Origin of the sequence: Xenorhabdus sp. IM139775 (assembly GCF_028598745.1) — a bacterium.
Taxonomy (GTDB): Bacteria; Pseudomonadota; Gammaproteobacteria; order Enterobacterales; family Enterobacteriaceae; genus Xenorhabdus.
In genome coordinates this window covers 19,978-28,881 of the sequence record NZ_JAQRFK010000046.1, presented here as the reverse complement: position 1 = coordinate 28,881, position 8,904 = coordinate 19,978, and the positions used below count along the sequence as shown (strand labels likewise).

General features: G+C 44.4%; 10 protein-coding genes. 3 read left to right on the top strand and 7 right to left on the bottom strand.

Annotated features, from left to right (window positions below):
* Nucleotides 1-42: 42 nt before the first annotated feature.
* Together PSI17_RS10960 and PSI17_RS10955 are read left to right on the top strand one after the other, a co-directional pair.
* Entirely contained in the window at nucleotides 43-408 is a 366-nt protein-coding gene (locus PSI17_RS10960; RefSeq protein ID WP_273552029.1) for a hypothetical protein, read from the top strand.
* Nucleotides 409-807: 399 nt separating this feature from the next.
* Entirely contained in the window at nucleotides 808-1,683 is an 876-nt protein-coding gene (locus PSI17_RS10955; protein WP_273552028.1) for a hypothetical protein, read from the top strand.
* Between the two features lie 716 nt (nucleotides 1,684-2,399).
* Here PSI17_RS10955 and PSI17_RS17435 read toward each other — a convergent pair.
* Both PSI17_RS17435 and PSI17_RS10945 read right to left on the bottom strand, forming a co-directional pair.
* A complete protein-coding gene (locus PSI17_RS17435) occupies nucleotides 2,400-2,579 on the bottom strand; it encodes a hypothetical protein (protein WP_443256024.1) in 180 nt (59 codons plus the stop codon).
* A gap of 21 nt (nucleotides 2,580-2,600) precedes the next feature.
* Nucleotides 2,601-3,014, bottom strand: a complete 414-nt coding sequence (locus tag PSI17_RS10945; RefSeq protein WP_273552030.1) for a DoxX family protein — start codon at nucleotides 3,012-3,014, stop codon at nucleotides 2,601-2,603.
* A 130-nt stretch (nucleotides 3,015-3,144) separates the two neighbouring features.
* Here PSI17_RS10945 and soxR point away from each other — a divergent pair, with 130 nt between their 5' ends.
* A complete protein-coding gene (gene soxR, locus PSI17_RS10940; RefSeq protein ID WP_273552027.1) occupies nucleotides 3,145-3,606 on the top strand; it encodes a redox-sensitive transcriptional activator SoxR in 462 nt (153 codons plus the stop codon).
* Between the two features lie 85 nt (nucleotides 3,607-3,691).
* Here soxR and kdsA read toward each other — a convergent pair whose 3' ends face one another.
* The 5 genes from kdsA to hemA all read right to left on the bottom strand — a co-directional run bounded on the left by kdsA (nucleotide 3,692) and on the right by hemA (nucleotide 8,691).
* Nucleotides 3,692-4,546 (bottom strand): 3-deoxy-8-phosphooctulonate synthase, encoded by an 855-nt coding sequence (gene kdsA, locus PSI17_RS10935; protein ID WP_273552026.1) that lies wholly within the window; start codon nucleotides 4,544-4,546, stop codon nucleotides 3,692-3,694.
* 103 nt (nucleotides 4,547-4,649) lie between these two features.
* On the bottom strand, nucleotides 4,650-5,459 hold the full coding sequence (gene sirB1 / locus PSI17_RS10930; protein WP_273552025.1) for an invasion regulator SirB1: 810 nt from the start codon (nucleotides 5,457-5,459) through the stop codon (nucleotides 4,650-4,652).
* Entirely contained in the window at nucleotides 5,443-6,315 is an 873-nt protein-coding gene (gene prmC, locus PSI17_RS10925) for a peptide chain release factor N(5)-glutamine methyltransferase (protein ID WP_273552024.1), read from the bottom strand. Before prmC ends, sirB1 begins: the two co-directional genes overlap by 17 nt.
* Nucleotides 6,315-7,397 (bottom strand): peptide chain release factor 1, encoded by a 1,083-nt coding sequence (prfA, locus tag PSI17_RS10920; RefSeq protein WP_273552023.1) that lies wholly within the window; start codon nucleotides 7,395-7,397, stop codon nucleotides 6,315-6,317. The genes prmC and prfA overlap by 1 nt, the downstream gene beginning before the upstream one ends.
* Before the next feature lie 31 nt (nucleotides 7,398-7,428).
* Complete coding sequence (hemA, locus tag PSI17_RS10915; protein ID WP_273552022.1) at nucleotides 7,429-8,691, bottom strand: glutamyl-tRNA reductase; 1,263 nt, start codon at nucleotides 8,689-8,691, stop codon at nucleotides 7,429-7,431.
* Nucleotides 8,692-8,904: the final 213 nt, after the last annotated feature.

Sequence of the window (8,904 nt, the reverse complement as noted above, 5' to 3'; positions counted from 1 at the left end):
TGTCGGCAATACAAATAAGGTAACCTTGACCGTGAAATCATGATGGCGGAGTCGGTTTCAGATCGGCAAAGCCATATAATCCAGAAGTTCGTCAACTCTGGTCTTACCGAAAGTGCCGCCCTTGACCTCTCCAACCATTTTGAAAAGATGCGTGCACACGACATGATGATTGAGTCAGTGAATTGCGCGCAAACCTCTGAAGGGGAATTATTGGTTTTATCTGGCCAGTTATTGGAGCTTAACCAAAGAATTGAGGCGCAGGATTCGATGTTGGAAGCCATACAGCGCAAAGATAACCTTCGGAAGCGTTATTTCCAGTCTGCCATAGACAAACTGCCATATTTTCGCTCAAGACGTCAAAACCACCTAAATTTAGCTGAAAATGCCGTATACCTCGCCTTATGTTAGACGAGGTTTGTTATAATATTATTAAATATGGAAGTAGTTGTTTGTTATGAATGTATAACTATAGTTATTAAAAATAAATTAATTACAAAATAAAAAATATCCTTAATATAGAAATAAGTTATTTTCACATATTAATTTATTTTCCATTGACTTTTATTCTACAAAAAAACGATAATCCCAAGTGGATTCCGTAATTATACCAACTATAACCTTATCTTCATAATTTCTTATAGTTATGCAATTGCACAAGATGTAACATCTTTTAGAATTCCATTTAATTTTAAACAATTACTGTATAAATTTAGATCTGATTTTCTTGGTTTGAATGATTATTGATTATAATAATTCACGTTAATGAAATATGTTATAAATCTTCAAAAGAGATGAAGTGAGTACGATATGAATAACAATTCAGATACATCAGGAAGCACTGATAGAACAGAATTTATAAACACAGTATTTTTAAAGGATAAAAATACTAATCTTAATTATATCACCATGAGCCCTGATATGTTTAAGCAACGCTGCTATGATAGTGATTATGAGGATAGATATGATGCAATATTTTGTATCGCATCTATGAATGCGGCCGAGAACGATGTCTCTGCGGCCCATTTAGGCGATATAATAAAAACAGCCTTTGAGGCGAGAAAGACAATGGCACTCTCAGGAGTAACTCACGGATATTTTCCACCTACAATAGCTATAGCTGGAGGATGTGGTTCAATAATCGGCAGTTATCTTGACAAAGCCCATGTTACTGTCTTTTCGAGTCTAACGACAATGGCGAGTTCTTCTATAATGATATATGATAAATACAAAAGTAATGCTTATGATTCATATAATATAAAAGCACAGAAGGCATGTAATTTTGTAAAAGTTATTATTACGTTTTTGAATAGCTTAAAATCTGATAGAAATTGTTCTCACATTGGCAGAAGTAAATATCCCCTCATTGCCTTGCAGGCTTCTAATGACACATTATTTATACCAAGTATACATCATAATAAGTTACCAATAGGACGAAAATCTGAGCCAGAAAAACGGGATATTTTAGTTTCTAGATACCAGTTCCCTCAAGCCATCATTCAGAGTTATATTTATTCAGATCTTCTACCACACGAACATCCAGCCCTCTCAGAGCTTGGACATAGTAGCTCAATTAACCCTAGTGTGGCAGAAGAAACTATTCGTCGTCCAGAACCCTCCGATGTTAGACATAGAACGACGAGTGTTCATTTAAGCCATACTATCGTAGATATGAAAGAGACTTAAGTCAAGATGATAACATCCAGTTATCAACAAAAACATTATGTTAAATTAACAAAAAAATGATGACATCAATTGTGCAACGAAGTATTGTTGAACACATTTGAACAACCCTTCTTTTCTTCGGTTTTTCAAGATCAAAGTACTGGTGATGTTATTAATACGGTTGAAAATTTGCATCACCAGTTCTACCTGCAAAAAATTACAGATTACTTGAAACCAAGTTTTTAAACTGTGATAAAGAAGCCATCTCGGCCAGAGAATCAACAGGCTTGCCAGGCGCGAGGCTTTACAGAAATTAGGTGAAGAAATGAGGCTCCGAAGGAAAGAAAGCAGAGAGCTGATTGTTCTCTGCCTTGCATGCATTTCTTATCTAAACCACTGGGGATTTCTGACTCTATCATTACCGTCCAGAAATCTGTCTGCTGCATGACTTCTTCGAGTGTCATCATTAGCTGGTCTAGCCGCGCGATACAGGGCCTTAACATCGAGTCGTTATGGCTGAACCGATAGACATTAATAACCACATGCATACGGTCACCCATCTCACCACTCAGCCCTGTTATTGAAGTGCTGGCATTATGCCATAATATTATGATTCAGCTATAGCATCATTGAGATGGACCAAGAGTGCGCCTTTCTCAACATATTGCCCTGATTCAAACGCAATATGCGTAATACGGCCTCCCGTCTCTGCCGCGACATGAACCTGTCGGGCCGCCTCAAGCTTCCCCCACACCCTGTAGGACTCTGGGAATATGGCGCTCTTTTACCTCCGCCAAGGCAACAGTTACAGATGGATATTGCTTATCGGGAGTCAAACCATTCACGCTATCATTCACGCGATAAATAGAAAAACCGACCATTCCCACCAATAAAACCGTTCCAAAACCAATAACCATTTTCTTCCTCATCATCCACATCTACCTTTTCTGCTTTTTTCTTAAATGGCTGGCAATCGCAGTCGCCATCAACCCGCCAATCACAGTGAGGTGCTCAAGCGCAAAATAGAGTGAAGTTTTGGCATACGCTCCAGAGAAAAGCCAAAAGGTATGCACAATAACAATGGTCAGAATGAGAAAAACGGACAGTATTCCGGCACCAAGCCAGACAAGGCGGTCAAATAAGATCAAGATTGAACCGGAAAGTAAAACAAGGGCTGAAGCGATATTAAATAACCAATCCGGCTGTAATCCCGCCGCACGCATTTCTGCCAGACTCCCTTCGAAGTCGAGAAGTTTGGCAAGCCCGGAAGAGACGAAAATAATCAGCAGCAGTAACCGGGCAACCAGCCACAACCCTTTGCTCTCAAGTATGTTTTCAATAAAACGTTGCATCATCTATTTTCCTGATCATTAAACAAAAACAACCCTGCCTGATTCAAAACGGCAGGGCGATATTTTTATGCGTTGACAAAGACAGCAATGCTGGACTATAAATCCTCAAGTTAACTTGAGGTCAATAGAAATGACAAAAGATAAAGGCATTGATTTCAATCGGGCTTTGACGATCGGCGAAGTCTCAAAACGAAGTGGGATTGCCGTTTCAGCGATTCATTTTTATGAAGCTAAGGGGCTTATCAAAAGTTCACGCAGCCACGGCAACCAACGCCGTTTTCCTTCCGTGGTGTTGCGCTATCTGGCAATTATCAAAGTCGCACAAAGTACAGGCATCCCGCTTAAAGAAATTCAGGAAGTTTTAGGTCAGTTTCCGCCCAACAGTAATTTAACGGCGGAACAGTGGCAGGTAATTTCTTCGCAATGGCGGGATAGGCTGGATAAGCGCATTAATATACTCAGTAAACTGCGCAGTCACTTAAATAGCTGTATCGGCTGTGGCTGCCTTTCACTGACTGACTGCCCTCTGCGCAATCCGAATGATGTTTTGGGAGAAAAAGGAACAGGGGCTATTCTTTTGAAAAAAGGTTAAAAGCTAATGAGTTGCTTATTAAATCTGCGGTCACAGGGCAAATACCTGTCACCGCATTATCCAGAAAACCTGACGGGTTCAGGGATTATTTGCTGGTATCCAGTGCCGGCAAACCTTTCACCACATCATCAATGGCTTTCATCTGCATCAGGAAGGGTTCCAGTTTTGCCAATGGCAATGCTGACGGGCCATCACATCTTGCATTTTCCGGATCAGGATGCGCTTCAAGGAACAAACCGGCTATGCCTACCGCCATACCCGCACGAGCCAACTCTGCCACTTGCGCGCGACGACCGCCAGACGCGGCACCAAAGGGATCACGGCACTGCAATGAGTGAGTCACGTCGAAAATTACCGGCGCGCCCTGAGTTGCCTGCTGCATGACACCAAAGCCCAGCATATCGACAACCAGATTGTCGTAACCAAAGTTACTGCCACGGTCACACAGTATTATCTGATCGTTGCCGCCTTCTTTAAATTTTTCAACGATATTCCCCATCTGCCCGGGGCTGACGAACTGTGGTTTTTTGATGTTGATGACTGCGCCGGTTTTTGCCATCGCTTCAACCAGATCCGTCTGACGGGCAAGAAAAGCGGGAAGCTGGATAACATCCACCACATCGGCAACAGGTTGGGCTTGCACAGGTTCATGCACGTCAGTGATAATTTTGACGCCAAAAGTCTGTTTTAGCTCCTGAAAGATTTTCATGCCCTCTTCCAAACCAGGCCCGCGATAGGAGTGGATAGACGAACGGTTAGCCTTATCAAAAGATGCCTTAAAAACATAAGGAATGCCCAGTTTTTGCGTGACGGTCACATAGTGCTCACAAATACGCATGGCCAAATCCCGTGACTCAAGGACATTCATCCCGCCAAACAGGACAAAAGGCAGATCATTTGCGACCTTGATATCACCAATATTAACCACTTTCTGTTGCATGCTTATACCTTCTCTTGTTAAGGGTAAATAGTTAAAGGCAAATAAATTTGCGCTATCCATAGAAAATAAATGAGGCGCAGAGAAATTCTGCCTCACACAAAAGTTAATGGAGGACGATGGATCTCTGCTCAATGGTGTTAATCTGCATTTTTATCATTTCTGAAATAGGATCTTCAGGGCAGTGTTCCACGAAATAACTCAAATCCGAAACCGCAATGTGATTGCAGTCGAGCTGTGCATAAATCAGCCCCCGGTCGCGGATTTCATACGGATCTTCGGGATCGAACATCAGGACAACTTCGCTGGCTTTTAGCGCCAATTCCATCTTTTTCTCTTCCATCAGGGAAACTTTGATAGTATCGGTGACTTTTCGCACAATGCTGATATTATCGGCTTCTTGCAAGTCTTTATTTTCCAGACGAACCATCGGGCCAATATTCCCTTTTAACCAGACATCAAGAATATGTTCGTTGAGCGTATCGCCATTCATGGGGTTAATAAACCAAGTTGGTTCATCGGCTAAATCAACTCGCAGGATTAGCTGGGTCGGGAATATGACAGGCTGTACGGGCAATGCCAGCACTTGGGCAATATGTGCAAATACCGTTCCCAGTGCGACCGGGGCGCCTTGATGTGAATGCAATACGCTATCCAACCACAGCGTATCAGACAAACAATACACCCCATTTGCTCCGCCAAATTTCCACTCTCGATAAAAAAGCGTCAATAACGATTGCAATTTTGCTTTGGTGCCAGCAATAGGGGAAAGTTTCTGCCGAGCCTCTTCAATCAGTGCGGTTAATTGTTCTGTCACCATTGTTTGAGGAAAATCAGGACGAATGGCCCGTGTTACTAGAATAATACCGTCTATCAGGGAAGCATTATTGAATTCATAATTAACTATGGTTTTCATCTTTATTCCATTGACCTACCGTGATACGTTCGTTACCACCATAATCCTGAAAAGTGGCTATCTGTTGATAACCGTTTTCCAAAAATAGGTTTCTGACAACGATCCCCTGTTTCCAGCCATGTTCCAATAATAGCCATCCGTTTGGTAACAGGAAGTGGCGAGCCTGCTCTATAATTGTCTGCAAATCTGCCATGCCATTTTGTGCAGCAATCAATGCAGTGGCCGGTTCAAACCTGACATCGCCTTCGCACAGATGAGGGTCAAGTTCATCAATATACGGAGGGTTACTGACAATCATATCAAATTGTCTTCCCCCGACCGCAGAAAACCACTCACTTTGCAAAAAATTCACATTGTGAAAAGGCGGGTGAAAAAACAGTTTTTCCGCGTTTCTTTCCGCATTATGTTTCGCCAATGTCACGGCATCAGGGTTAATATCCACCCCGGTGATATAACAATCATGCCGCTCACTTGCCAGCGCCAAGGCAATTGCCCCGGTTCCCGTACCGAGATCCAGAATGTGTGCCGGTGAATCAGGCAGCAATTCCAATGCCTTTTCAACCAAGCATTCCGTATCAGGACGTGGGATCAAGGTGGCGGGTGATACGGTCAGGGGCAGTGACCAAAATTCACGCTCCCCGACAATATAGGCAACCGGTTCGCCCTGAAGACGACGCGCCAGAAAAGCATCAAGCAGGCGGGCTTCCTCCGGGGAAATCAGCGTTTCATTGAATGCAATTAAATAAGTGCGGGTACGCCCTGTGACATACTGCAACAGAATTTCTGCATCACGCTTAGGGCTATCACTTTCAGTCAACTGCCTGGCCGCATACTGGAGCCAATGTTGATAATTCATCAATCCTGCTCTGACAATGCGGATAATTGATCTGCCTGATATTCAGTCACGATAGGCTGGATAAGCATGTCCAGTTTACCTTCCATCACTTCTTCAAGCCGATATAAGGTCAGGTTGATACGGTGATCGGTCACCCGTCCCTGCGGGAAGTTGTAGGTCCGGTTGCGATCTGAACGGTCACCGGAACCCAGCAAGTTACGGCGTTCAGAAGCCTCAGCCTCCTGACGCTTTCGCATCTCAGCGGCACGAATACGGGCAGCCAGTACCGACATTGCTTTTGCTTTGTTCTTATGCTGTGAACGCTCATCCTGACACTCTACGACAATCCCCGTTGGCAGGTGGGTAATTCGAATGGCGGAATCCGTGGTGTTGACGTGCTGACCACCCGCGCCGGACGAGCGAAAAGTATCAATTTTCAGATCACTTGGGCTGATTTCCGGTAATTCTGCTTCGGGGATTTCCGGCAAAATCGCCACTGTACACGCGGAAGTATGAATACGTCCCTGAGATTCTGTTTCCGGCACACGCTGAACACGGTGGCCGCCAGACTCAAATTTCAGGTGACCATAAACTTGCTCGCCGGAAATTTTGGCAATCACTTCTTTATATCCACCATGTTCGCCGTCATTGGCGCTCATGATCTCCACTTTCCAACGGCGGGATTCTGCATAACGGCTATACATGCGGAATAAATCCCCGGCAAATATCGCCGCTTCATCCCCACCGGTTCCGGCACGAACTTCAAGGAAACAGTTGCGTTCATCATCCGGATCTTTCGGTAATAACAGCAGTTGCAGTTGCTGCTCTAACTCTTCATTACGAATTTTTGCGCCTTTGAGTTCTTCCTGCGCCATTTCCCGCATTTCGGGATCATTCAGCATCATCTCGGCAGTTTCGATATCATCCTGAACGTTTTTCCACGCTTTAAAACAGTTAGTCACATCGGTCAGTTGTGAATATTCCTTTGATAAAGCGCGAAAACGCTCTTGATCAGCGATAACCCCAGCATCACCGAGGTGAGCCAATATTTCTTCATGGCGTTCTTGCAATGCTTCCAATTTAGCGACAATAGAAGGCTTCATTCGTAATATAAGACCTTAATTTAGGATAGGGTTAATTATGATCCAGCCCAAGGCTGTCCCGTAATAGATTCAGGCGTTCCAGATCGCCATCACTGGCAGCCTGTTGGAGAGATTTCGTCGGTGTGTGGATCAGACGGTTCGTCAATTGGTAGGTCAATTGGTTAATAACCTGTTCAGCATCAGCACCCTGTCTTATGGACATCAATGCTTTTGCCGTCATCTCAGCCCTGATTTTCTCTGCCTGTTCTCGATATTCACGAATTGTATTGACAGCGCCCTGAGAACGCAACCAATCCATGAAATGGCTGCTTTCTTGTTGCACAATCCCTTCCGCAACCACCGCCGCCGCTTTACGTTGGGCGAGATTCTGCTGAATAATGGTCTGTAGATCATCCACGCTGTACAGATAAACATCACTCAATTTTTCAACATCCGGTTCAATATCGCGGGGAACCGCAATATCAATCAATAACATCGGCTGGTTGCGGCGTAATTTCAACGCTCTTTCAACCATGCCTTTGCCAATAATCGGCAGCGGGCTGGCGGTGGAGCTAATAACAATATCCGCTTGTGCCAACCGGGTATCGATATCGGGCAGGGAAATCACTTCTGCATTGACTTCACGGGCAAGCATCTGTGCCCGCTCTTTTGTCCGGTTGGCAATCATCATGCGATTCACACCATGCTCTTTCAGGTGACGTGCGACCAGTTCAATCGTCTCCCCTGCCCCTACCAACAGGATATTCAGGCGGGAAAGGGATTCAAAGATCTGTCGCGCCAATGTACAGGCAGCAAATGCCACGGAAACGGCATTTGCGCCAATTTCCGTTTCTGTTCTGATCCGTTTAGCCACCGAGAACGATTTTTGGAACAAGCGCTCCAGTTCACCCGACAGAGATTGATAATTTTGCGACTCAGCGAACGCCTTTTTCACCTGCCCCAAAATCTGCGGTTCCCCCAGGACAAGGGAATCCAAGCCGCTCGCGACGCGCATCAAATGGCTGACTGCCTCATTGTCTAAATGCCAATAGAGGCTTGCGGTTAAATCATCAGGAGTAAGCTGATGATATCGGCATAGCCAATGAATTAATTGTTCTTTAAAATTACCCTGCTGCTCAACACTGAGGTAAAGTTCCGTGCGGTTACAGGTGGACAGCACAACGCCGCCCCGCACCAGAGGCTGTCGGAGCAAGTCATCAAGCGCTAACTTTAGCGTGTCTGGAGAAAAAGCCACCCGCTCACGTAAAGAAACAGGCGCTGTTTTATGGTTGATACCGAGTGCTAATAAAGTCATCTTAACTGCATTGAGTTATCATAGGAGGCAAGGTTATTATGATATCGATAATTATTCTCATAAACTCACACCCTTCATAAGGACTCTTTGGGCGAGCATTCTACTTGATGCGTCAGTTCAATAAAAGTCAATCGGACGGTTCTGCGATAATTTATTCGAGAATTCTTAGCAAACTTTCGCTAAATTACTCCCTTGATTATAGACTTGGGTAGC

What these genes read in the sequence shown, in the direction of transcription:
- PSI17_RS10960 (WP_273552029.1), top strand. Translation starts at nt 43, where the DNA reads ATGGCGGAGTCGGTTTCAGATCGGCAAAGCCATATAATCCAGAAGTTC.
- PSI17_RS10955 (WP_273552028.1), top strand. Translation starts at nt 808, where the DNA reads ATGAATAACAATTCAGATACATCAGGAAGCACTGATAGAACAGAATTT.
- PSI17_RS17435 (WP_443256024.1), bottom strand. Translation starts at nt 2,579, where the DNA reads ATGGTTATTGGTTTTGGAACGGTTTTATTGGTGGGAATGGTCGGTTTT.
- PSI17_RS10945 (WP_273552030.1), bottom strand. Translation starts at nt 3,014, where the DNA reads ATGCAACGTTTTATTGAAAACATACTTGAGAGCAAAGGGTTGTGGCTG.
- soxR (WP_273552027.1), top strand. Translation starts at nt 3,145, where the DNA reads ATGACAAAAGATAAAGGCATTGATTTCAATCGGGCTTTGACGATCGGC.
- kdsA (WP_273552026.1), bottom strand. Translation starts at nt 4,546, where the DNA reads ATGCAACAGAAAGTGGTTAATATTGGTGATATCAAGGTCGCAAATGAT.
- sirB1 (WP_273552025.1), bottom strand. Translation starts at nt 5,459, where the DNA reads ATGAAAACCATAGTTAATTATGAATTCAATAATGCTTCCCTGATAGAC.
- prmC (WP_273552024.1), bottom strand. Translation starts at nt 6,315, where the DNA reads ATGAATTATCAACATTGGCTCCAGTATGCGGCCAGGCAGTTGACTGAA.
- prfA (WP_273552023.1), bottom strand. Translation starts at nt 7,397, where the DNA reads ATGAAGCCTTCTATTGTCGCTAAATTGGAAGCATTGCAAGAACGCCAT.
- hemA (WP_273552022.1), bottom strand. Translation starts at nt 8,691, where the DNA reads ATGACTTTATTAGCACTCGGTATCAACCATAAAACAGCGCCTGTTTCT.